The following is a 22414-nucleotide window of genomic DNA, read 5'->3' as shown; positions in this document are numbered from 1 at the left end:
ATTATTGATTCAAAAGTTCTGTGAATTTCTGTTTATGTAAAATGATATCTTTTTTGGATAATTTATTAGCTTCGTAAACGATCTTTATATTTTTCAGATTGGCTTTAAAAACATTCAGTGAAACAATAAGGCTGCTGATAAGTTCTTCTACAGTATATTTATAAGTGCCGTGTCTGCTGAAAGATCTCTCTTTCCCGCCGGTTGTTACCAGAATATAAACTTCTTTGTTCTCTAAAGGATTGTATTCTCCCTCTTTTAACCAGTCCCGGTCAAAAACTTCATCAATCCAAAGTCTTAGCAAAGGAGGGATTCCGAACCAGATCAAAGGAAACTGAAAAACAAAACGGTCATAATTCTTTAATCTTTTTCTTTCCCTAAAAGCGGCAATATGAAAATCAGGATATTCTTCGTAAAGGTCTCTGAGCGTGAAATGCTGATGACGCACATAGAAATTAATGAGCTCTACATTCGAGTTTGAGTGCTCCAGATAAGGATGTGCAAATACTACCAACGTCTTCTTCATAAACCTGTTTTCAGTAAATTTAATGAAAAAAAAATAAATTAAAGGCAGGTTTTAGGTGGTTTTATTAATTTTTTAATATTAAAAATTGAATTTTATGTTAAAAAAAGTAAAAAAAACAGAACTATTTTGAGTTTTAAATCAAAATTATGATATACTACATTAGTAATTTTCTGTCTTATATTTCTGAAGATTGAAAATTTGAGCTTAAGATTATTTTAGATATTATTAAATAAACCACTTCCATATTTCTAAAAATACAGATGTTATTCCTAATAATAAAAGAAGTAATGCTATGATTTTAAAATATCTTGATTCATTTCTTTTGTGGGCGAGAAATAAAAAGAATGCTGATAGAAGTGGAATTAATATAAGATAGTATTTATATACATATTTTAATTCTAAAAAGGCATGAAAGGCTTGTGTTTTTCCATCAGCATTTAAATAATCATTCAAGATGAACATATTAATTCTGATAGAAAAAAACAAGACGAATATGCTTAATAGTATAGAGAATATAGAAAATTTCACAGGAAAAGAGATTCGTTTACAAATAGATTACCATCCTCCTGATGCACCACCGCCGCCAAAGCTTCCGCCGCCACCAAAACCTCCAAATCCACCCCCACCGGAGCCACCACCAAATCCACCGCCGCCGAAGCTGCCTGGGAAAGGGAAAAATCCGCCAGGATAATTTCTTCTTCCTCTTCTTGTAATAAGTACGTCGTCATCGTCGGAATTTCCGCCATTTCCGCCGCCGCCTCTGTTTCCGAAAAGGATGGCAAGAACAATAAAGATAACAAAAGCTATAAGCAGTATTTTTAAAACACTTCCGTCACCGCTTTCCTGATTGGCGATAGGTTTGAATTTTCCCTGAACCGCTTCCATCAATGCTGAAGTTCCTCTATTGATTCCTTCGTACCATTCCCCTTTTTTGAAATGAGGAGTAACAATATAATCTAAGATTTGCCCCGCCACTGATGCGGTTAAGTATTGTTCAACAGCCCGTCCTTGCTGAATCGCCATGGTGTGATCTTCTGTTGCAATCAGAAAAACAATTCCGTTGTCAACGTCTTTTTTTCCGATTCCCCATTTTTCACCGAACATGGTGGCTAAGAAGTTTACATCTTCCCCTTTTGTAGAGGGAATAATGATCACTTCAATTTCTGTTGAGGTAGAATCTGCAAATTTGATGAGTTTATCGTTCAGTTTGTCTTTTTCCTGTTGGCTTAATAAATTGGCTTTGTCATAGACAGGATAAAGGATCGCTGGTTTTTCAGGAATCGTGTATTGTGCTGATACAAAATTGTAAAAGCATAGCAATAAAAATGAAAATACTATTTTAAGAGAACGTAATTTCATTGGGTAATTGGTTGGGGTTTTCTCCTGTTACCGGAAAATGTTTTTTAAGTTCAAGCCCTGTTTCCAGAATTGCACTTTTTAATGCTTTATAATAATTTCCTTTGGCAAATTCAGTGGTAATATAATCATGCAGACGATCCCAATAGGATTGCTGTACTTTCTCGTGAATTCCCGTGTCACCAATAATGGTAAGGTATTTTTGTTCGAAATTTACATGGAAAAGCACAGCATTTTTCTCAGTGGTTTTATTGAGGCATAGTTTTTCGAAAATCTTAAACGCTGTTTTAGCATTGTCATTTTCAGTATTCGAATCGACATGCACTCTGATCTCACCCGTAGAGTGTTCTTCTGCTGATTGAATAGCTTCCACTAGGGAAGCTATTTGCTGATCTGTAAGGAAACTTTTCATTATTCTGAGAATGCTTCAGGTGCTTTTTCTGCTCCTGCTTCAGCCTTGAATGCTGGCTTTTCTTTGAAATTGGTAAAGTTTGCCAGAATATTGTTAGGGAACTGCTTAATAGAAGTATTGTATTTCTGTACTGCCTGGTTGTAATAAACCGTTTCAGTTCTGATACTATTTTCTATAGCAGTATATTCTCTCTGGAAGTTAATGTATTGCTGATCGGCTTTTAGATTCGGGTATTGTTCTACAACGGCCATTAAACGGCTTAAAGATCCGGATAATTCTCCTTGTGCAGCCTGGAATCTTGCCAGATCCTGTTCTGTCATATTGCTTGGATCGATATTAATAGATGTCGCTTTTGAACGGGCTTCAACTACTTTTGTAAGGGTTTCCTGTTCAAATTTTGAATATGATTTTACCGTTCTTTCCAAATTCGGGATAAGATTCGCTCTTTTCTGATAAACGGTTTCTACATTCGCCCATTTGGTGATGACTTCCTGCTCCTGAGCTACGAAATTATTATATCCGTTTTTACCCCAGAAAAAAAGAATAGCAACGATTACTAGAAGAGCAATACCGATAGTTCCGGCGCTCAGACAGCCCTTGTTTTTCATGTTTAATTTTTTTAAATTCTTGTTCTAACCAAATATACAAATTATGTGCTAATTTTGTGGAAAATTAATTTGAATGACAACAATAGTGGTGGCAATGGGAGAGAAGAACGAGATTGGTTTTGAAAACCAGTTACTTTGGCATCTTCCGAAAGATTTAAAACATTTTAAAGACCTGACTTCGGGACATCCGATTATCATGGGAAGAAAAACATACGAAAGTATTGGAAAACCTCTTCCTAACCGTACGAATATTGTTGTATCCAGAAAAAAAGACTGGTTTGAGGAAGGAATTTTAATTGTAGGAAGTATTAAAGAAGCTGTGAAATTTGCCAAAAAGATTGATGAAGAGGTTTTCATTATCGGTGGCGGAAATATTTATGAGCAGACCATGGATGTTGTTGATAAGCTGGAAGTAACTTTAGTAAAAGCAGATTTAAAAGCAGATACCTATTTCCCGAAAATTGATCCAAAAGTCTGGAAAAAAGTAGGGGAGGTTTGCCATGAGAAGGATGAAAAAAATCAATATGATTTTTGTTTTCAGACCTACGAAAAAATTAAGAGTGAATAGTTGTGAGAATTCTGGCTTCTTACTTCTAGCATCTAATATTTAAATGTTTTATCTTTGCACTTCTAAAATTTAATAATGAATAAATACATAAAGTTTGTAATCTCTGCAATTATTCTTGCAGTAGCAGTTTATCTGATGATGAACAGAAACATCGGGTGGGGAATTGTTTTGGTTGTTATTGCTGCTGCGCCTGTTTTACTTTTCTTTAAAAACGAATATATTTTGTTGGCTTTCTGGCAATTGAGAAAACAAAATATGGAAAAAGCGGCTGTTTGGTTACAAAGCATTACTAACTACAAAACTCAGCTTCATAAATCTCAATATGGATATTTCCATTATTTATTGGGATTGACACAAGCTCAGGATCACCCGACAAAAGTGGAGCCTTTAATGAGAAAAGCGTTGGATTATGGTTTGAATATGAAACATGACAGAGCAATGGCAACATTGAATTTGGCAGCGGCTGCAATCTCTAAAGGAAGAAAACAGGAAGGTCAAAAACTACTGGACGAAGCAAAGAGATTGGACAGTGCAGGAATGATGACGGATCAGATCAAAATGATGAAAGACCAGCTGAAAATGCCAACAATGCAGAAACATATGCATAATCCTAATATGAGAAACAGAGGGAAATTCTTTTAATTGAGAGAAATTTCGGAATCGATTTATAAAATAAAAGCATCTAATTTAGGTGCTTTTGTTGTTTGTACTTTTGATAGCAATATTGTTTTAAAAATAAATACGAACAATAAAACACAGACATCTGCATGATCTGAAAAATCTGCGAGAGAATAAAAAAATCGAAACTTGTTTCTCACAAATGATAAGACAAAATCTTTTGTCTCGCAGATCTCGCTAATTGAGTAGATTTAAAAACATCATATAAATTTTAAACACAAACATCTGTGCGATCTGCAAAATCTGCGGGAGAATATAAAAAATCGGAACTTGTTTCTCACAAATGATAAGACAAAATCTTTTGTCTCGCAGATATCGCTAATTGAGCAGATTTAAAAATATCATATAAATTTTAAACACAAACATCTGTGCGATCTGCAAAATCTGCGGGAGAATTTTTGACGCAAAGATTAATTTAAAATATATTGGAAAACTGAGCAAATAAGAATCAATTTGTTGATCTGATGAAGCTTTATTGATATATTAGGTTTGATTTTAAATTACATTTCAGAATTATTATGATCATACCCATAAAATTTAGGAATTTGCCAATGGTATTTTACAGCTAATGTTCTGATGGCTACAATTAATAAAATCGTAAAAATCTGGATTACGGTAAAAGAAAGAGGAGTGAATTTTGTTAAGAGCAAGAATATAGAACCGCCTACAATACAAGCCGTGGCATAAATTTCTTTTCTAAAGATCAATGGAATTCGATTGAGTAAAATATCCCGTATAATACCTCCGAAACAGCCTGTAATGGTTCCTAAACCAACACAAATTAATGGATGGATATCTGCATTCAATCCTTTTTGAATCCCAATTATTGTAAACAACCCTAGTCCGAAACTGTCAAAAATAAATAAAGTGACCTGAAAGTTTTTTTCCAAAGATTTAAAAATCATGGTGAAAATACTGGTCAGGATAATTAACGCACAGGTAAGAAGATCGTGCATCCAGAAAACCGGAATATCCAATAAAAGGTCTCTCACAGTTCCGCCACCAACAGATGTGACAAAGGCAATAATAAGCACACCGAAAGGATCAAGACGTTTCTGCATGGCGGCAAAGCTTCCCGACATTGAAAAGGAAATGGTTCCCAGTACTTCTATGGCAAAATTGAACTGTTCGTGCATGTTTTATAAAAAATAAATGATAGTTGATGAATGATTTCTTCTTAAGCAAATTTTCTACCATTCTTCAACTATCATTTAAAGCTTATTGAAATTTTTTATTTTTCTTTTTCAACTCTTACAGAATCGGGAACCAAGAGTTCATATTCTCCGCCATGGTTGATGATTTCTCTTACAATACTACTGCTGATAAAGGATTTTCCTGATGAAGTTAATAAAAATACAGTTTCCAGTTTTTTATGAGCCAGTGTTCTGTTGGTATGGGCAATGGCTTTTTCAAATTCGAAATCTGCGGGATTTCTTAAACCTCTGATGATGTATTGCGCATTTTTTTCAAAACAATAATCAACGGTTAAGCCTTCAAAAAAATCGACTTCCACGTTGGGGAATTCTGCCACGGAATTTTGAATGAATTCTATCCTTTTTTCCAGAGGAAACATATATTTTTTCTGAGAATTCTGCCCGATTGCAATGATTAATTTATCGAAAAGCGGAGCCGCTCTTTCTATAATGTCGTAATGTCCTAGAGTAATAGGATCAAAAGATCCCGGGAAAACAGCAACTTTCATATTCTTAGTTGTTTTCGTTTGATTTTTCGTAAAATAACCTCAAATTATCAATATTTAAGGTACAATCATTATTTAAAACTTGATTGGAAGATAAGTTTAAAATTAATTTATTTCTTCCTATAATTTTTGAATTTTTATACAATTTTTCAATTGGTCTGAAATTAATAATGTTTTCAAAATTTCCAGATTCATCTTTTTTAATAATTCCTGAAAATAAAACAGCATTATCCTGAGAGGTAATCTCAAAGTAATTTGGTGCTATTTCATTGTCAATTGTAATGTCGTGTTTCATAACATATCCAAAACACTTTTTTTTATCTAAATAAATAGCATCTTCTTTAAAGCTAATATCTTTAGGTTCAAGATTCGTTTTAGGAATATTTAATTTAAGGGTTTCTACATTTTGAGAAATTCCCCAAAAAGGTATTAAAAATAAAATTATTGAAAAATTCTTCATTATTTCTATTTGCTAAGTGCCTTTTCAACTTCATTTCCACAAAGATCGGTAATAGAGATCCCGTAGATTTTTGCCTGTTGAGGAAGAATACTTGCAGGAGAGAATCCTGGGTTTGTATTCATTTCCAGCATATAAGGAATACCGTTCATTAAGATATATTCACTTCTTGAGAAGCCGCTCATTCCCAGTGAATTGTAAGCTCTTTTTGAAATTTCTTCTACTCTGAGTCTTGTTTCGTCATCAATTCTTGCCGGAGTAATTTCTTCGGAAGCGCCTTCGTATTTTGCTTCATAATCGAAAAATTCATTTTGAGGAACGATTTCTGTAATTCCTAAAACGATGGTTTCTCCTTTGTAATCAATAACTCCCACAGACACTTCCATTCCGTCTAGGAAACTTTCAATTAAGATTTCATCATCTTCTTTAAAAGCAATTTCGGTTGCTGCAATCAGCTCAGACTTTTCTTTAACTTTTGAAATTCCTAAAGAAGATCCGGATTGGTTGGGCTTAACAAAAACTGGAAGCCCAAGGTTTTCCACGATTTCGTCAACGTTGATTTCTTCTCCTTTTCTTAAATAAACACTTTTTGCGGAAGGAATTCCGTATTTTGAAAGTACCGCTAAGGTGTCTTTTTTATTGAATGTTAAGGCACTTTGGTAAAAATCACAACCGGTATATCTTTGTCCGATAGCGTCCCAGTACGCCTGAAGAATTCCGTTTTCGCCCGGAGTTCCGTGAATGATATTAAAGCAGACATCAAATTGTAATGTTTCATTATTATCTAATGAGACTGAAAAATCACCTTTGTTAATGCTGTATTTTTTATCATTTTCATCCAAAAAATACCATTCATTTTTAAGAATGACTACTTTATATACATTGTATAAGTTTCTGTCTAAAGAATCATAGATCAATTGACCGCTTTTCAGGGACACAACATATTCATCAGAATAGCCACCCATGACTACGGCAACGTTTTTTTTGCTCATATCTATATAGTATCAATGAAGCAAATTTAATGATTTTATGGAATCTAATTCGGGAAAATAAGAAATTTTAAAATCTGAATGAATTGTGTTAAATAAAAGTACATTCTAAAATTATTAGCTATATTTGCCGTTATAATTAAAGTCATTTTAAGTATGTTTAAATCACTTTTCAATTGGAAAGTTTTAGTGAATTTATTAGTAGCCATCGGCGTTTTTGTGGGGTTGGTGTGGCTTACCTTCCGTTGGTTAGAATATCATACTAATCATGGGCAGGAAATTCCTGTTCCAAACGTGGTTAATAAAACAGTGCACGAAGCAATCAAAATATTGGATGATACAGGATTGGAATATGAAGTAGACAGTTCTAAGTATGATCCTAAGTTCAGACCTTTTCAGGTACTTCAGGTATTTCCTTCACCAGGTTCCCGCGTAAAAGACGGAAGAACGGTAAGATTGAAAGTTAATCCTAAAACCTGGGCGGCAATTGCTCTTCCTGATGTAATCAATAAATACTCCGGACTGGCTTTCCAAAGATTGGAACAGGTAGGATTAAAAGTAGGAGATACGATATATGAACCAAGTATCCAGAAAGATGCGGTTCTTAGAGTTTTATTTAAAGGAGTAGAAGTAAAGCCTAAAACGAAACTTCCAAGATTTTCTATCGTAGATGTAGTGATTGGTTCCGGACCGATGAGAAACATTGGAATTCCTAGTGTTGTTGGTTTAACGGTAAAAGAAGCAAAAGCACTTATCATAAGAAGCAAATTTGAAGTAGGTGTAGTAGAATATGAAGACGGAGGGAAAGACGAATCCGATATTGTTTATTATCAGGATCCGGGTGCAGGCGATGTACGGGATCAGGGAATGCAGATCGATCTTTGGGCAAGTAAAAGAACACCTGCTGAATTGAGAAGTAAAATAGACCAGCTTAATTCTATGTATCGTATGAAGGTAGATACGGCTCTTCCTCCTGTAAGATATGAAGAAGTAACTGTAGATCCTCCTCATTTAGAAGAACAGGCTCCTCCGGCTCCTAAAAAAGAAACTCCTAAACCGGAGCCTGCTAAAACTGAGCCTCAAAAGACTACGAATGTAAAGCCTTCGACAACTTCTACTGAAGATAAAACAAAAGCAGCAGGAAGTAATACCAAAGGAACGACACAGAAACCTGCTGAAAAACCAAAGGCTAAAAATGTAATTATTCAATAATAGTACTATTATTATAAAATTATAGGCTTCAACTTTACCATGTTGAGGCCTTTTGCGTAAAAAATATAAAACAATGACAGAAGATAACGAAGATTTTTTAGATGAAGAATTATTGAATACCGACAGTATTGATAATATCGATATTGATGAAGAAAATAAAGGATTATATGAGCATCTTAATCTCACTGTTGATAAAAGTCAGGAACCATTAAGGATTGATAAGTTTTTATTAATTTTTCGTCAGAATTCTTCAAGAAATAAAATTTCCCAGACCTGTAGAGCCGGAAACGTTATTGTAAACGGAGTTGCTGTAAAACAGAACTACCGTGTAAAACCGGGAGATCAGATTTCAGTATTGTTGGCGCATCCTCCGAGACAAAATGTAATTATTCCACAAGATATTCCGATTAATATCGTTTATGAAGATGATGACCTTGTGGTAGTAGATAAGGATCCAGGAATGGTAGTTCATCCCGGATTTGGAAACTGGGACGGAACATTAGTGAATGCACTGGCTTTTCATTTTGAAAAGAACGGCGCTAAATCTGATCTTGACAGAGTAGGATTGGTACATAGAATAGATAAAGATACTTCAGGGTTATTGGTGATAGCCAAAAATGAATACGCGTTAAGCTTTTTGGCAAAACAGTTTTTTGACAGAAAAACAAAGAGACTGTATTGGGCTTTTGTATGGGGGAATGTGCAGGATGATGAAGGGACCATACGAGGTCATATCGGCCGACATCCTAAAAACAGAATGCAGATGCATACCTATGAAGACGGAAGCCAGGGGAAACATGCAGTAACGCACTATAAAGTATTGGAAAGATTTAAATATATGACCTGGGTAGAGTGTAAACTGGAAACCGGAAGGACTCACCAGATCAGAGCACACTTCAAACATATCGGTCATACCCTGTTTAATGATGAAAGATATGAAGGTCATACCCCTCTTCGTGGAGTGAATCTTCCTAAGTATAAGCAGTTTATAAAAAATGTATTTGAAATTTTGCCTAGACATGCGCTTCATGCCCATACATTAGGATTTATACATCCGACGACGAAGAAAGAATTATATTTTGAGAGCCCAATGCCGAAAGATATGGCGGATGCTGTAAAAAAATGGAGAAATTATTTAGAAAACTAAAAATATATTGAGAATTTTTTTATATTTGTTGAATTGAAATCAAGATTTGTTATGAGAAAACTATATGCTATCGTATGTTTAGCTCTTTTGTCGAATGCATACAAAGCACAAGAATCACTTCCATATTATCAACAATACCTTTTGGATGGTGATTTCCTGTTCAACCCTGCTCAGTATGGAAAAACGGATGAAGTTCAACTTAATCTCAACTACCAACAACAATTTTCAAAGTTCAGCGAGTCTCCCAATGTACAATCAGTGGGGATCAACGCGAATATCTTTGATAGAGTAGGTGCAGGTATTTCTGTGTTTAGAGATAGCAATGGCCCTATTTCTGCAGGTGGGATCACGGCGGGGGCTTCTTATTTTATTCCTTTAAGTAGTGAGGGAGACAGAAAAGACCAGTTCTCTTTCGGTACTAGTGTTAATTTTTACAATATGAATTTTGATTATTCAAAAATTAATACAGAAGAAGGTTATGATCCTTTGTTGCAAGGAAACGAAAGCAACATTTTCATGGTGTATGCTAACTTCGGTTTAGCAGCTACTTATAGAAACTTATTCGGGGGAGTATCAGTAAACGATATTGCTTTGAGTAATGACCAATCTATCGTTAATAACTATGAGCCGTCTCCGATCAAGTTTTTCTTAAACTTAGGATATGACTGGCATGTAGGAGATAATATATTTTTCACTCCGTCAGTATTGGTAAACTTGAATACCAACTCTACAAGACTTATCGATTATAACTTGATGGCTACTTTCTTTAATGACATCAACTCTTTCTCTTTCGGGGTAAGCTACAGAGCTGCTCAGAATAGATTTGATAACCAACAGTTACAGATCGCTCCGGTTGTTAAAGTTAAATTTAATAAATTTATGGTGGGTGCAACTTATAACTTAGGATTGTCTGATATTCAGGATTATGGAGGAAACAGCTTTATGCTAAGTGTAGGTTATAACTTTGATAACTTCATTAACCGTAGAGGATATAGATATTAATCAATTTAATTTAAATAAATTTGAGCTCTGGATTTTTTCAGAGCTTTTTTTATGATTTATATACATATTCCGTTTTGTAAGCAAAAATGCAGTTACTGTAATTTTCACTTTTCTACCTCTTTAAATTTTAAAGATGAAATGTTGGCTGCTATGAAGAAAGAAATCTTCTTGCGAAAAGATGAATTACAAAACAAAAATTTGCAATCCCTTTATTTTGGTGGCGGAACCCCTTCAATTCTTTCTCCCGATGAAATCAAGACTTTAATAGATGAAGTGTTAAAACATTTTAGTTTTGAAAAAGATATTGAAATTACGTTAGAAGCTAATCCGGATGATTTAGATAAAGATTTTTTGAAAGGTTTGTCGAATTCTCCTGTAAATAGACTGTCAATAGGAACTCAGAGTTTCTTTGAAGAAGATTTAAAATTAATGAATCGTGCGCATACAGCATCGGAAGCAGAAGGTTCTATCAAAAGAGCACAGGATTTTGGTTTTGAAAACCTGAGCATCGATTTAATTTACGGTTCGCCGACTTCCAATCTGGAAATCTGGAAAGAAAATCTCAATAAAACAATTGCGCTTGAAGTACCTCATATTTCTTCCTATGCTTTGACTGTGGAGCCCAAAACGGCTTTGGAAAACTGGATTTCGAAAGGAAAAGTACTCAGTCCAAAAGAAGAAGAACAAAACAGAGAATTCTATTATTTGTCAGACTTTTTAAAAGATAATGGTTTTGAACATTATGAAGTTTCCAATTTTGCGAAACCTGAATTTTATTCGAGACACAATTCTGCATATTGGAAATATAAAGAATATTTAGGAATTGGGCCCTCTTCACATTCTTACAATGGTTTTGATATCAGAAGTTGGAATGTTGCCAATAATCAGCAGTATATTAAAAAAATAAATTCAAATCTTTTGGCTAAAGAAGAAGAAATTCTTTCGCAGGAAGATCAGTTTAATGAAATGATCATGATTGGATTAAGGACAATTTGGGGAGTTGATCTTTCAAGTTTGAAAGAAAAATTCAGCGATAAGATTCTTGAACATTTTCAAAATGAAATTAAATCAAAACTTGAAGAAGGAATTATAATCATTGATAATAACCATTTAAAAATTCCCGAAAAACATTGGTTTATGGCCGATGGAATTGCTTCGGATCTTTTTTTTGTTTAAATTGAATATCAGAAAATAAAGACTACAAATAGAACTATGAAACTAAAATTATTTTTCTTCCTGTTTTTTGTTGGGATTTTTGCGTATGCCCAGAAACCTATTTTTGTAAAGGCGAAAGTGAATGTTGTAAATGTTTATCGAAATTCAGCAGAACTACAAAGCTCTGTGAACGTATCTTTACCGGCAGGAACATCAGAAATTGTGGTGACCAATATTTCTAATGAGATAAATGAGAGATCACTTCAAATCAATTTTAATAACAAAAATATTGCAATTCTTTCCGCTCAATATACAGATAATTATGTCTCTGAATATGATATGGATAAAACAAATCCTAGAATCAAAAAAGCGACAGATAGTATTGCTATTGTAGAAAATCTTTTGGCAAAAACAACTATTGAACTGGATGCAAACAATAAAACGCTTGAACTTTTAGATAAAAACCAGACTGTTTTGGTAGGGAGCAATACTTCCAATGTAGCTCAACTTATGCAACTCACAGATTATTATAAAAATAAAAGAGTTGAAATAAGCGAAGTGATTTCATCAATTAATAAAAAAACTACGGATCTGCAGAAGAAACTGAACAGATTAAGAAGCAGTCTTAAAATCAATTCCGAAATGGAAGAAAATCTTTCTGATGGAGTTTTGATTTTAAAAGTAATAAGCAGTGCCGCTTCAAATGCCAAACTTGATATTGGTTATCTTGCAGCAAATGTTTCCTGGGAACCGTTTTATGAAGTAAGAGGGAATAAAATTTCTGAACCATTAGATTTAACTTTTAAAGCGAAGTTGAGACAAGGTACAGGATTAGACTGGAAAGGCGTGAAATTATCATTAATTAATTCCAGGTCTTCAAGAAATAATACGGCTCCGGTTCTTAATCCATGGTTTTTACAATCTCAAAAGTATGAAGATGTTATGAATTCGGGAAGAAGAGTTTATGATACAATTTCTAGAGAGCAAAGAATTGATGAAGTTGTAGTAATGGGATACAGTGCAACAATAAACGAAAATCAACTGAACATGAGCTTTGATACAGATGTTCCTTATGATATTCTTTCCAATAACCAAGATCATTTTATTAATCTTAAGCAAATCAAAATACCTGCTGACTATAAATATTATACTGCACCTAAAGCCGGAAAGGATGCGTATTTAATTGCTACCGTTAAGGATTTCAATAAGTATAATTTGATTTCAGGTTCTGCCAGTATCATTTTTGAAAATATGTTTATCGGAGAGACGAGAATTAACCCGAATCAGGTGGCAGATGAATTGAATATTACCCTTGGAGACGACAAAAAAATAAGTGTTCGTAAGGAAATTGTTGATGATAAAGCCAGTGTGAAATTCTTTTCTTCCTATCAGGAAAAAACTTTTACCTATGATCTCATTGTCAGAAATAATAAAAAAGAAGCAATTGATATTGAAATTAAAGATCAGTTTCCTTTAAGTAAAGATGAAGCGGTAAAAATTGAATTGTTACAAGCTGATAAAGCAGAAATAGATAAAGAGAAAGGATTTTTGACCTGGAATTTGAAAATTCCTTCAAACGAAACTAAAAAAATAAGGGTAAGCTACAAAGTAAGATATCCAAAAGATTATTCGATCAGTAATCTTAATTAATTACAATTCTATTCCTTATTTTTGTATAAAATTTCAGCTCGTTTTGAAGAATAAAAAACCAGACTATTCGCATCTTTCATCCAGCCAGCCTATTGGTATTTTCGATAGTGGCGTAGGAGGTTTGACGGTTGCTAAAGAGATAAAAAGGCTTCTTCCCCACGAAGATTTAATTTACTTTGGAGATACAAAGCATCTTCCATATGGTGAAAAATCTAAAGAAGCCATCATTGAATATTCTACTAAGATTACCAATTTTTTATTGGCGCAGAATTGTAAAGCGATTGTAATTGCGTGTAATACCGCAACAGCAAATGCGTTGAATGAAGTGATGCAATCTGTGGCAGGAAGAGTTCCTGTTATTGATGTTATTAATCCTGTAGCGGAAAAAGTTTCCTATGAAATTCACAATAACGTTGGAGTTATCGCAACAAAAGCGACGGTGAATTCAGGACTATACAAAAAAAGTATTCGTAAACATAATAAGTGGATTAAAGTAGACGAATTAGCAACTCCGTTGTTAGTTCCTGCTATTGAAGAAGGATTTAAAAACCATCCGATTACCCATGCTATTATTTATAATTATTTAAGCAATAGTAAGTTGAAAAATATTGAGACACTGATTTTAGGATGTACGCATTATCCTTTATTAATAGATGAGATCAAACAATATTACGGAAACCGTGTGCGTGTGATTGATTCGCCTAATATTGTAGCTAATCATTTAAAAATCATTTTAGATAAATATAACCTTCTGAATGATAACAACCCGAAACCGAATTACCATTTCTACCTTTCAGATTTGACTAAGAACTTCGAGAAAATTTCAAAAAAATTCTTCGGGAAAACAATCGATCTGGAATTGAAAGTATTGTAAAATAAATAACAAAAAAGACTCAGTAATGAGTCTTTTTATTTTATACTTCCAGAATGACTTCTTGCTTTTCGTGCCTTGTTTTAGGAGTAATAGTAGGCTGATTGCTGTCTTCCTCTGCTCTTACGCCAATTGTAACGGCAAATAGGGTTTCATATTTTGTGTTATTCAAAATTGCATCATATTTTTCAGGCTCAATTCCTTCCATTGGTGTAGAATCAATTCTGAGCTCTGCACATGCTGAAAGGAAAACTCCTAATGAAAGATAAACCTGATGACCCAACCAGGATTTTATAACATCATTACCTTTTGGTTTTACAAAATTTTTATAATAATTCAGACTGCCTTCCGGAAGATACCCCTCAATCTTACTTTCAAAATCATCAGGATTTTTCATGACCTGAAATACAATTAAATAGTTGCTGTCCAAAACTTTTTCCTTATTCCAATAAGAAGCTTCGGCCAAAGGTTGTTTTAATGCAGAAGAATTATTGACAAAAACAAAATTCCATGGTTGGCTGTTGATGGAAGAAGGGCTCAGTTGTAAAATATCTTTTAACTGTTGAATTTTTTCTTCACTTATCGTTCCTTGAGGATTATACTTTTTCACAGTATATCTCGATTTCATTTTTTCTAAAAAGCTCATAATTTTAAACTATATTTTTTATAGTTGCAAAACTAATTTAAGTTTAATACATTTGCAATAACGGTAAAAAAGGATAGTATAAAATGTATACAATAAACAACAAATCTTATCCGTGCTGTACAAGCGTGACGATGAAATTCATAGGAGGGAAATGGAAAGCAGTAATTTTAGTTCATCTTAAGGATGGCCCCAAAAGATACAACGAAGTGAGAAAACTGATTCCTACGATTACAGAAAGAACGTTAAGTTTACAGCTGAAACAATTGGAAGAAGACCATATTATTGACCGAAAAGTTTTTACAGAAAAACCTCCGCTAATGGTAGAATATACATTGACGGATTTTGGGAAAACATTGCTTCCTGTTCTGGAAGAAATTACAAAATGGGGGATTGAAGCTTCTGAAAAATTCAAAAAAAAATAATCAGGAAAAAATCCTGATTATTCTGTTATTTCTGTATTGACTTCTTTATTGGGCTCAAAAAAGCTGAAACTTACGTTTCCGTATTTTCTGGTATCGATCAGGTTAGGATGATCAAATTTCATTCGGCTTTGGTGCTCTACGATCAGCGTTCCGTTTTCTTTTAAATATTTATTATTTAAAACTAAAGAAATTAGTTCATAATATTTTTTTTCTTCCATCTCAAAAGGAGCATCAGAAAAGACCAGTTCAAAAGATTTTTTGTTTCTGAATTTTTTCAACCAGTCAAAAACATCTCCCCTCTGAACATTTACTTGCAAATTAAATCCTAATTCCGAAGCGGTGGAATTTAGAAAACTGGTATGTTTCGGATTCATTTCTACAGAAGTGATATCCTGACAGCCTCTGGAAGCAAATTCAAAGGTGATAGAACCAATTCCCGCAAAAAGATCCAACACAGAAATTGACTGCATATCGTATTTGTTTTCCAAAATACTGAACAATGCTTCCTTCGCAAAATCCGTCGTAGGTCTTACATCAAAATTCTTTGGAGCGGCTATTTTCTTGGCTTTCCATTTGCCTGAGATTATTCTGTACATATTTATTTAGGTTTTAGATTGAAGGTAATAGATTGCAGCTAAGAACTAAAGCCTGTAATCTGCGCTCTGCAACCTAATTAAGTATAAAATTTTTATTAGGAATATTATCAAATACAATTTTCAGATTCTTAACAAATTTCTGTAGCTCTGAAATGAAGGTTTCGTTTTCTGTTGTTTCTCCGTAGGCAAAAAAGCTGGTTTCATTGATTCCGAAACCTATTTTGCTTAATGTGAACATCACAAAATAAAGAAAGTCAACTTCTGAATTGACATCCAGATTATTATATAAGATAATTTTTTTATCGTCAATCGCAAAAAACTCACATTGGTGGTGGTACAAATTGATGTGAATTTCTTTATTGTTCTTATTATTGATAGAGTTTAAAAACCGTTCTCCTGAAAAATTGAAATGAACAGGAATGTCTAAGCTCTTTATTTTTTGATAAAAATTCTTAGGAAAAGTATAATAAAACTGAACTTTAAACTTTTTGTTGACAGAAAGCATCAATTCTTCATTTTCCTTATCAACGGGAGCATTAAAAGAAATTAAGTCAAAGCCGGCATCATGCTCGGGAAATCCTTCCGGCATTAAGGTAAAATGATTCAATGCTGAAATTACCTGAATTTCATCAAATTTTTGTTTACCCAACACTTCATCCAGCTTTTGTGAGATGAAATTTTCCGGAGTTTCTTCGTCTACGAAATAAGATTTCTCCTCCACAATGCTTTTATTCTTAGCAATTTGTGAGATCAATCCGTCTTTGGTAAAAAGTAAATTAAGTACGTTCATATTTCAATTCCTGCAAATTTAGTGAAATTCTACCATTACTGCACCCGATTGATGATGAAGTATTTCCTTATTGTAAAAATCGAGATTGGTCTGACTTTCCAAAGTGTCCCAAACCATTTTTTGTAACGTGCCATCACCAATTCCGTGTACAATTTCCAGCCTTTTGAGATGGTTTTTCCTGCAAAAGGCAATCACGTTCAATAATTTTTCTTTCTGAATGAAAAGTCTTTCAAAACTATCATAATCATGTGGGTTTTTGACTAAATTTTCAAAATGAAGATCTAAAACCAACAGATTTTTGTGATGTTTTTTTGAGATTGTTTTTTGGGGTTCTGCCTTTTTTACGACTTTAATATTTTCGTAAAAATCAGAAATTTTTGGAACTAATTTTTCCTTTGGATATTGATGGGTAAAGCCGTATTCATCCTTAAACACAACAATATTTCCATGAACGGAAGTGATTACTCCGTTTAAGTCTTCGTCTACCACAGAAACTTTGTCTCCAATCTTCATTTTATTACATTTTATTTAGGTCCCAATTCAATCACTTCCAGATCCTTTATTTCCGTATCATCGATTACAAAACGCATCATGGTTCTCATTTTATGCCAACCTTGTTTTCCGCAGGCTCCGGGATTCAGGTGGAGCAGATTATTTTTTTTGTCAAACATCGCCTTCAAAATGTGAGAATGTCCGGAAATAAATAAATTGGGTGCCTTTTCAGAAATTTCCTTTTTTGCCAAAGGAGTATACTTTCCGGGATATCCACCAATATGAATCATTAAAACTTCTACATTTTCGCAAAAAAAACGATTCACTTCAGGAAATTCAGAACTGATTTTTGGATTGTCGATATTTCCATAAACTCCTTTTAAAGGCTTGATTTTTTCAAGCTGTTCGATGACTTCCATACTTCCGAAATCTCCGCCATGCCAAATTTCATCAGCTTGCTGAGCGTATTCCAGAATTCGGTCATCGATGTAGGAATGGGAATCGGAGAGAAGAAGGATTTTTGTCATTATCTAAGTGTTCTTTCTGTGATGTTTTCGTCGTATTTATCCTTAAAAACCTGTACTCTGTCAGGATTCAGATCGCCTTCAGCAGTGATTACCCTTTCTTTTAACAACCATTTGATCAGCTTTTCCATTCCTTTTCTGGAATTCATGAAATTAGCAATTTTCGTAAAATCCTTAGACTCTACTTTTGTTTTTTCAGATAAAAAATTTAAAATGAAATAATCATCATCCTGATATACTGGCGTTTCATTATCCATATATCTATACATCAGGATTTCATCATCATTCTTCATCGTAAAGAAAGAATACTGGGCAACATTTATTTTTTCTGCTTTCAGAATCTGTTTACCGTCAAGTAAAACTTTGTCATTTTTAATAACAACTTCCTGAGAAAAACAGATGTTGAAGCTTATAATGAATAAAAATGCGGCCAGTAATTTTTTTAGTGTCATTTTTTTTATGATTAAAACTTTTTGCAAATATAACAGTTAAATAAAAATCTTAATATTTAGTAAATTTGGAAAAATTAAAAAAATGAAACAAAAACTTTCTTTTTTCCTTTTTCTTTTGAGTGTTGGAATCGCAAATGCACAGGTTGAAGAGAAAAAATTGGATGAATTGGTCCAAAATACGTTAAAAACATTTGATGTTCCGGGAATGTCCGTAGGAATTATCAAAGACGGAAAATTAATTTATTCAAAAGGTTTTGGAGTACGTTCATTAACAACAAAACAACCGATGGATGATACTACTTTGGTGGGGATTGCATCCAATTCAAAAGGTTTTACGTGTACAGCACTGGCCATTTTAGCGGATGAAGGAAAACTGAACTGGGATGACAGCGTTTCAAAATATATTCCTGAATTCCAAATGTATGATCCTTATGTTTCCCAAAATATTACCATTAAAGATTTGGTGACGCACAGAGCGGGATTAGGTTTAGGACAGGGAGATCTGATGTTTTTTCCGGAAGGCGGAAATTTAACGGTAAATGATATTGTTCATAATGTAAGATATTTAAAGCCTGAAAATCCTTTCAGAACGACTTTAGATTACAATAATATCATGTTCATCATTGCAGGAGAGGTGATTCACAGAGTTTCCGGATTGAGCTGGGCAGAATTTATTGAACAGAGAATTATGAAGCCTGTAGGAATGACCTCAAGTTTCGGAAGCTACAACAGAGCAAAAGCGGTGGCCAATAAAATTGATGCGCATGCTCCTGTAGACGGAAAAGCGGTTGCTGTTCCTCATGACTGGAATGAAACAGCCAATGCAGCAGGAGGAATTATGAGTAATATTAAAGATATGACGCTTTGGGCAGAATGTCTTTTAAATAATTTCACGACAAAAGACGGGAAGAAATTAGTTTCAGATAAAAATGTTCAGCAGCTTTGGAGTCTCCAGATTCCAAGTGGAGTAGCGGCAAAAAATCCTTACGATACAAGTTTTTACGGATATGGAATGGGATGGTTTTTAAGTGATGTGAAAGGTCACAAACAGATTCAGCATACGGGAGGACTGATCGGAACAGTAACTCAGTTTACTTTAATTCCGGATATGAAACTGGGAATTGTGGTTTTGACCAATCAACAATCCGGAGCGGCTTTCAATACGATTACGAACACCGTTAAAGATTCTTATTTGGGAATTGCAGACAGAAACTGGCTGAAAACTTATGGTGACCGAATGAAAAAAATGGAAGAAGTTTTCGATAAACAAAAGAAAGAGGCTTTTGCAAAATCAGAAGCTTTCAAAAAAGATAAAAATCTGCAGCCGAAATCAGAACAATTTGTTGGAACTTATAATGACAGATGGTTTGGAGATGTGGAAGTTTCTCAACAGGGAAATACCTATAGAATTTTGTGTAAAAACTCTCCAAGGCTGAAAGGCGAATTACTGCCTTATTCAAATAATTCTTTCATCATTAAATGGGACGACAGAAGCTACGATGCGGATTCCTATATTATTTTTAATTATGATGAAACAGGAAAAGCTGAATCTGCAAGATTAAAACCGATTTCAGATGTTACTGATTTCAGTTTTGATTTTGATGATTTAGATTTGAAAAGAAAATAAAAAGAAAAGCTCCAACATTGTTGGAGCTTTTTATATGAAACTTACTTAAGATTTTCTTTAACCACAAAAGTCACAAAAGATTTAAATAATGCATTTAAAGTTTATTATTAAACTAAAAAGAGTGTGTACATTTTTAAAAATCTTTGATTTTAATCTTTTGAGAACTTTATTATTGAATAGAATTCTTATAAATAGCTTTTGTGACTTTTGTGATTGAATTTAAAGTTAGTTTAATTAAAATATTTTATTAAATCTTTCCAGGCTCATAAAAAAATAAAAGCTTTTTATTGGCTCCGTCAAAATCAGTCCAGGAATCACAATCAATTTCAAAGCCAGCTACACCACAGGTTGGAAAATGGAAAATATCTTCGGAAATAGAATTAGCAAAATTTGAAATTCCGTTATTATGAGAAAAAAAAGCTACCGAATTGTGACTGTTGTCCAAATCATAGATCACAGACTCAAAATTGCTTTCCGAAGGATTGTATAATTTCTCATCGGTATTAAAATTAATTTGATAAGTCTGATTAAAAATCTTACATGTATTCAATGCTCTTACAGCGGGGCTGGAAACCAGATAGTCTATAGAGATATTATTGGTTTTTAAAAACCGGGACATATTCATAGCATCTTCCAATCCTTTATCTGCCAAAGGTCTGTCAAAATCCTCTGTTTCCTCCGGCCAGTCGCTCTTCGCATGTCTTACGAGTATGATTTTTTTCATAATTTAAGTAGTTTGGAAGAATAAAATTATAAAAAAAATAATGGAATTAAAACATGATTTATAAAAAAAACTGTGTGTGGAATAAAATCATTAAAATTTACTAAATTTGCAAACTTATGGGACAAATCCTTGCAATAGACTATGGAAAGGCTCGTTGTGGTATTGCTGCAACGGATGATATGCAAATTATTGCGAGTGGTTTGAATACTGTTCAGACTTCTGTTTTGATTGAATTTTTGAAAAAATATTTTAATGAGAACAGAGTGGATGAAGTGGTAGTAGGACTTCCTGTAGATTTGAAAGGAAATATTTCCGAAGTGGAAACCGATATTTTGAAATTCATAGAAGTTTTTGAAAAAGAATTTCCAATGATAAAAGTAAACCGCTTCGATGAAAGATTTACATCCAAGATGGCTTCGTTTTTTATTTCCCAAAGCGGAAAAAGCAAAAAGCAAAGACAGGAAAAAGGATTAATAGATAAAGTAAGTGCAACCATCATATTGCAGAATTTTTTAGAACAAAGAACAAGATGATTTTACCGATAAGAGCCTTTGGGGATCCTGTTTTGAGAAAAGTAGGTAAGGAGATAGATAAAGATTATCCCGAGTTACAAGAGTTGATAGATAATATGTTCGAAACTATGTACAGTGCAAACGGAATCGGTTTGGCTGCAGAGCAAATCGGGCTGGATATTCGTTTGTTTGTCATTGACGTTACTCCTTTGGCGGAAGATGAAGATTATGAAGATATTAAGGATGAACTGGCAGAATTCAAAAAAGTTTTTATCAATGCTAAAATTCTTGAAGAATCCGGTGAAGAATGGAAATTCAACGAAGGATGTCTTTCAATTCCTGATGTGAGAGAAGATGTAAAAAGAAAAAGTACAATTCTTATCGAATATTATGACGAAAATTTCGTTAAGCATACAGAAACTTTTTCCGATATTAGAGCCCGCGTAATTCAGCATGAATATGATCATATAGAAGGTACATTGTTTACAGATCATTTGAGTGCTTTGAAAAAGAAATTGGTAAAAGGGAAGCTTACAAAAATCACTCAGGGAGATGTAAGTATCAATTATAAAATGAGATTCCCTAAATAATTTAAATAAAAACAAAAAGAAATATTAAACAGCAGAAAGCCTTGAGCAGACTGCTATATTCACAAAAAATAAAGTTATGCTGTTAGAAAAAATAATTTCAATCTCTGGAAAACCAGGACTTTTCAAATTAGTTTCTCAATTAAGAAACGGATTCATTATTGAAGATGTTACCTCTAAGAAAAAAGTAAGTATCGGTAACTCTAGCCAGGTAAGTTTGCTAGACAATATCGCCATGTTTACTTTTGATAAAGAAGTTCCTTTGTTCGAAGTTTTTGAAAATATTGCTAAAAACTATGATTATAAAGAAGCTATTGCTCACAAATCTTCTGATGCAGAATTAAAAGAATTCATGACGGCTTCTCTTCCAAACTACGATACGGAAAGAGTATACGCTTCTGATATCAAGAAATTGGCTCAGTGGTATAACATTCTTCAGAAAGCAGGATATATCACTCCTGACAGCTTTGTGAAAGCAGAGCCTGAAACGTTAGAAGGTGAAGCAGCAGAAGAAGTAAGCATAGAAAAAGAAGCTCCTAAAAAAGCAGCTCCCAAAGCAGAAAAGCCAGCAACTCCAAAAGTAAAAGCGACTGCTGCAGCGAAAGCGGCTCCAAAAAGTACACACAGAAAACAAGGATAATTCAATCTTTGAATTTAAAATACAGACCTCGCCCGAAACGGCGAGGTTTTTTGTTTTTTGATGATTAATTGACAT

General features: G+C 33.6%; 28 protein-coding genes. 13 read left to right on the top strand and 15 right to left on the bottom strand.

Annotation, left to right across the window (positions count from 1 at the left end; all coding sequences use genetic code 11):
- Position 1: 1 nt before the first annotated feature.
- The 4 genes from JI747_RS16645 to JI747_RS16630 form a co-directional block, all read right to left on the bottom strand.
- On the bottom strand, positions 2 to 523 hold the full coding sequence (locus tag JI747_RS16645) for an NAD(P)H-dependent oxidoreductase (RefSeq protein ID WP_225689995.1): 522 nt from the start codon (positions 521 to 523) through the stop codon (positions 2 to 4).
- A 555-nt stretch (positions 524 to 1078) separates the two neighbouring features.
- Positions 1079 to 1882 (bottom strand): TPM domain-containing protein, encoded by an 804-nt coding sequence (locus JI747_RS16640; protein WP_225689994.1) that lies wholly within the window; start codon positions 1880 to 1882, stop codon positions 1079 to 1081.
- Positions 1863 to 2291, bottom strand: a complete 429-nt coding sequence (locus tag JI747_RS16635) for a TPM domain-containing protein (RefSeq protein ID WP_225689993.1) — start codon at positions 2289 to 2291, stop codon at positions 1863 to 1865. Before JI747_RS16635 ends, JI747_RS16640 begins: the two co-directional genes overlap by 20 nt.
- Positions 2291 to 2899, bottom strand: a complete 609-nt coding sequence (locus tag JI747_RS16630; protein WP_225689992.1) for a LemA family protein — start codon at positions 2897 to 2899, stop codon at positions 2291 to 2293. Before JI747_RS16630 ends, JI747_RS16635 begins: the two co-directional genes overlap by 1 nt.
- A gap of 73 nt (positions 2900 to 2972) precedes the next feature.
- Between JI747_RS16630 and JI747_RS16625 the strand changes: the two genes are divergently transcribed.
- Both JI747_RS16625 and JI747_RS16620 read left to right on the top strand, forming a co-directional pair.
- A complete protein-coding gene (locus tag JI747_RS16625; RefSeq protein ID WP_225689991.1) occupies positions 2973 to 3467 on the top strand; it encodes a dihydrofolate reductase in 495 nt (164 codons plus the stop codon).
- A gap of 75 nt (positions 3468 to 3542) precedes the next feature.
- Complete coding sequence (locus JI747_RS16620) at positions 3543 to 4109, top strand: DUF2892 domain-containing protein (protein WP_225689990.1); 567 nt, start codon at positions 3543 to 3545, stop codon at positions 4107 to 4109.
- Positions 4110 to 4645: 536 nt separating this feature from the next.
- Here JI747_RS16620 and JI747_RS16615 read toward each other — a convergent pair.
- From JI747_RS16615 to JI747_RS16600, 4 genes are all read right to left on the bottom strand, one after another.
- Positions 4646 to 5281, bottom strand: coding sequence for a trimeric intracellular cation channel family protein (locus JI747_RS16615; RefSeq protein WP_225689989.1), 636 nt, complete (start codon positions 5279 to 5281; stop codon positions 4646 to 4648).
- Positions 5282 to 5376: 95 nt separating this feature from the next.
- A complete protein-coding gene (gene coaD, locus JI747_RS16610) occupies positions 5377 to 5847 on the bottom strand; it encodes a pantetheine-phosphate adenylyltransferase (protein ID WP_225689988.1) in 471 nt (156 codons plus the stop codon).
- Positions 5848 to 5851: 4 nt separating this feature from the next.
- A complete protein-coding gene (locus JI747_RS16605; protein ID WP_225689987.1) occupies positions 5852 to 6304 on the bottom strand; it encodes a hypothetical protein in 453 nt (150 codons plus the stop codon).
- 5 nt (positions 6305 to 6309) lie between these two features.
- Complete coding sequence (locus JI747_RS16600) at positions 6310 to 7293, bottom strand: D-alanine--D-alanine ligase (RefSeq protein WP_225689986.1); 984 nt, start codon at positions 7291 to 7293, stop codon at positions 6310 to 6312.
- A gap of 153 nt (positions 7294 to 7446) precedes the next feature.
- Here JI747_RS16600 and JI747_RS16595 point away from each other — a divergent pair, with 153 nt between their 5' ends.
- The 6 genes from JI747_RS16595 (at position 7447) to murI (ending at position 14330) form a co-directional block, all read left to right on the top strand.
- The gene (locus JI747_RS16595; RefSeq protein WP_225689985.1) at positions 7447 to 8502 is read left to right on the top strand and encodes a PASTA domain-containing protein; all 1056 of its coding nucleotides are present in this window, start codon (positions 7447 to 7449) and stop codon (positions 8500 to 8502) included.
- Positions 8503 to 8575: 73 nt separating this feature from the next.
- A complete protein-coding gene (locus tag JI747_RS16590) occupies positions 8576 to 9649 on the top strand; it encodes an RluA family pseudouridine synthase (protein WP_225689984.1) in 1074 nt (357 codons plus the stop codon).
- A gap of 51 nt (positions 9650 to 9700) precedes the next feature.
- Entirely contained in the window at positions 9701 to 10651 is a 951-nt protein-coding gene (locus tag JI747_RS16585; protein ID WP_225689983.1) for a PorP/SprF family type IX secretion system membrane protein, read from the top strand.
- Between the two features lie 51 nt (positions 10652 to 10702).
- Positions 10703 to 11827, top strand: coding sequence for a radical SAM family heme chaperone HemW (hemW, locus tag JI747_RS16580; protein ID WP_225689982.1), 1125 nt, complete (start codon positions 10703 to 10705; stop codon positions 11825 to 11827).
- Positions 11828 to 11863: 36 nt separating this feature from the next.
- Entirely contained in the window at positions 11864 to 13456 is a 1593-nt protein-coding gene (locus tag JI747_RS16575) for a DUF4139 domain-containing protein (protein WP_225689981.1), read from the top strand.
- Positions 13457 to 13499: 43 nt separating this feature from the next.
- Positions 13500 to 14330, top strand: coding sequence for a glutamate racemase (murI, locus tag JI747_RS16570; protein WP_225689980.1), 831 nt, complete (start codon positions 13500 to 13502; stop codon positions 14328 to 14330).
- Between the two features lie 40 nt (positions 14331 to 14370).
- Here the strand turns inward: murI and JI747_RS16565 are convergent, their stop codons facing one another.
- Positions 14371 to 14973: a nitroreductase family protein gene (locus tag JI747_RS16565; protein WP_225689979.1), complete on the bottom strand. Its 603-nt coding sequence runs from the start codon at positions 14971 to 14973 to the stop codon at positions 14371 to 14373.
- 83 nt (positions 14974 to 15056) lie between these two features.
- On the opposite strand from JI747_RS16565, the gene JI747_RS16560 reads away from it, so the two are divergent.
- Complete coding sequence (locus JI747_RS16560) at positions 15057 to 15395, top strand: winged helix-turn-helix transcriptional regulator (RefSeq protein WP_225689978.1); 339 nt, start codon at positions 15057 to 15059, stop codon at positions 15393 to 15395.
- 17 nt (positions 15396 to 15412) lie between these two features.
- Here JI747_RS16560 and JI747_RS16555 read toward each other — a convergent pair whose 3' ends face one another.
- The 5 genes from JI747_RS16555 to JI747_RS16535 form a co-directional block, all read right to left on the bottom strand.
- Entirely contained in the window at positions 15413 to 15991 is a 579-nt protein-coding gene (locus tag JI747_RS16555; protein WP_225689977.1) for an RsmD family RNA methyltransferase, read from the bottom strand.
- A 73-nt stretch (positions 15992 to 16064) separates the two neighbouring features.
- On the bottom strand, positions 16065 to 16781 hold the full coding sequence (locus JI747_RS16550) for a DUF3822 family protein (RefSeq protein WP_225689976.1): 717 nt from the start codon (positions 16779 to 16781) through the stop codon (positions 16065 to 16067).
- A gap of 18 nt (positions 16782 to 16799) precedes the next feature.
- Positions 16800 to 17294, bottom strand: coding sequence for a Smr/MutS family protein (locus JI747_RS16545; RefSeq protein WP_225689975.1), 495 nt, complete (start codon positions 17292 to 17294; stop codon positions 16800 to 16802).
- Positions 17295 to 17305: 11 nt separating this feature from the next.
- Positions 17306 to 17800: a metallophosphoesterase family protein gene (locus JI747_RS16540; RefSeq protein ID WP_225689974.1), complete on the bottom strand. Its 495-nt coding sequence runs from the start codon at positions 17798 to 17800 to the stop codon at positions 17306 to 17308.
- Positions 17800 to 18249 carry a hypothetical protein gene (locus JI747_RS16535; RefSeq protein WP_225689973.1) on the bottom strand — a complete coding sequence of 150 codons (450 nt, stop codon included), beginning with the start codon at positions 18247 to 18249 and terminating at the stop codon, positions 17800 to 17802. The genes JI747_RS16540 and JI747_RS16535 overlap by 1 nt, the downstream gene beginning before the upstream one ends.
- 82 nt (positions 18250 to 18331) lie before the next feature.
- On the opposite strand from JI747_RS16535, the gene JI747_RS16530 reads away from it, so the two are divergent.
- The gene (locus JI747_RS16530) at positions 18332 to 19876 is read left to right on the top strand and encodes a serine hydrolase (RefSeq protein WP_225689972.1); all 1545 of its coding nucleotides are present in this window, start codon (positions 18332 to 18334) and stop codon (positions 19874 to 19876) included.
- A gap of 247 nt (positions 19877 to 20123) precedes the next feature.
- Here JI747_RS16530 and JI747_RS16525 read toward each other — a convergent pair whose 3' ends face one another.
- Positions 20124 to 20600, bottom strand: a complete 477-nt coding sequence (locus JI747_RS16525; protein ID WP_225689971.1) for a SixA phosphatase family protein — start codon at positions 20598 to 20600, stop codon at positions 20124 to 20126.
- A 116-nt stretch (positions 20601 to 20716) separates the two neighbouring features.
- On the opposite strand from JI747_RS16525, the gene ruvX reads away from it, so the two are divergent.
- The 3 genes from ruvX (at position 20717) to JI747_RS16510 (ending at position 22339) form a co-directional block, all read left to right on the top strand.
- Positions 20717 to 21133, top strand: coding sequence for a Holliday junction resolvase RuvX (gene ruvX, locus JI747_RS16520; RefSeq protein ID WP_225689970.1), 417 nt, complete (start codon positions 20717 to 20719; stop codon positions 21131 to 21133).
- Positions 21130 to 21702 carry a peptide deformylase gene (gene def / locus JI747_RS16515; RefSeq protein WP_039372141.1) on the top strand — a complete coding sequence of 191 codons (573 nt, stop codon included), beginning with the start codon at positions 21130 to 21132 and terminating at the stop codon, positions 21700 to 21702. The genes ruvX and def overlap by 4 nt, the downstream gene beginning before the upstream one ends.
- A 76-nt stretch (positions 21703 to 21778) precedes the next feature.
- Positions 21779 to 22339, top strand: coding sequence for a DUF5606 family protein (locus tag JI747_RS16510; protein WP_225689969.1), 561 nt, complete (start codon positions 21779 to 21781; stop codon positions 22337 to 22339).
- The last annotated feature ends 75 nt before the right edge of the window (positions 22340 to 22414 follow it).

The sequence above is a fragment of the Chryseobacterium tagetis genome (assembly GCF_016735585.2).
In the GTDB taxonomy this organism is placed as follows: domain Bacteria; phylum Bacteroidota; class Bacteroidia; order Flavobacteriales; family Weeksellaceae; genus Chryseobacterium; species Chryseobacterium tagetis.
The sequence above is the reverse complement of the archived record's forward strand: the minus strand, read 5'-3'. Positions and strand labels throughout refer to the sequence as shown.